The organism is Pseudomonas sp. RGM2987 (genome assembly GCF_022952855.1).
Taxonomy (GTDB): domain Bacteria; phylum Pseudomonadota; class Gammaproteobacteria; order Pseudomonadales; family Pseudomonadaceae; genus Aquipseudomonas.
Window position 1 is genome coordinate 1 of sequence record NZ_JALJDX010000020.1, and the last position, 597, is coordinate 597.

The 597-nt window shown below is 48.4% G+C and carries 2 tRNA genes and 1 rRNA gene; all 3 read right to left on the bottom strand.

Annotated elements, in window-relative coordinates:
- Positions 1–249: 249 nt before the first annotated feature.
- Positions 250–325 (bottom strand) — tRNA-Ala (locus tag RGM2987_RS00060).
- Between the two features lie 10 nt (positions 326–335).
- Positions 336–412 (bottom strand) — tRNA-Ile (locus RGM2987_RS00065).
- 122 nt (positions 413–534) lie between these two features.
- A 16S ribosomal RNA gene (locus tag RGM2987_RS00070) occupies positions 535–597 on the bottom strand; the annotation flags it as partial.

Here is a 597-nt window from a genome sequence, read left to right on the forward strand (position 1 = left end):
CTTGACCATATAACCCCAAGCAATCTGGTTATACTGTGAAGACGACATTCGCCGAAAATTCGTACGCTTGCTCATCGAGCAACTCACAAATTTTACCTTAGCCTGAACACCACCAGTGAAAGTGGCCCTCAGTCTATCTTTCTATCACATACCCAAATTTTTAAAGAACGATCTAATCAAAAGACTAGAAATCAACATTCACCATCACCTTGATGGAATGCTCATTTCTAAGCTTTCAGAAGCAGTTTATGGTGGAGCCAAGCGGGATCGAACCGCTGACCTCCTGCGTGCAAGGCAGGCGCTCTCCCAGCTGAGCTATGGCCCCATTACAAAATTGGTGGGTCTGGGCAGATTCGAACTGCCGACCTCACCCTTATCAGGGGTGCGCTCTAACCAACTGAGCTACAGACCCAATTTCGAGCTTGTAACTGTTAGCGTGAGCTATCAGCTTGGAGCTTAAAGCTGCTTCTATCGTCTTCTTCAATGAATCAAGCAATTCGTGTGGGAGCTCATGGAGCCGCTGCGGTCGTCGATTAAGGAGGTGATCCAGCCGCAGGTTCCCCTACGGCTACCTTGTTACGACTTCACCCCAGTCAT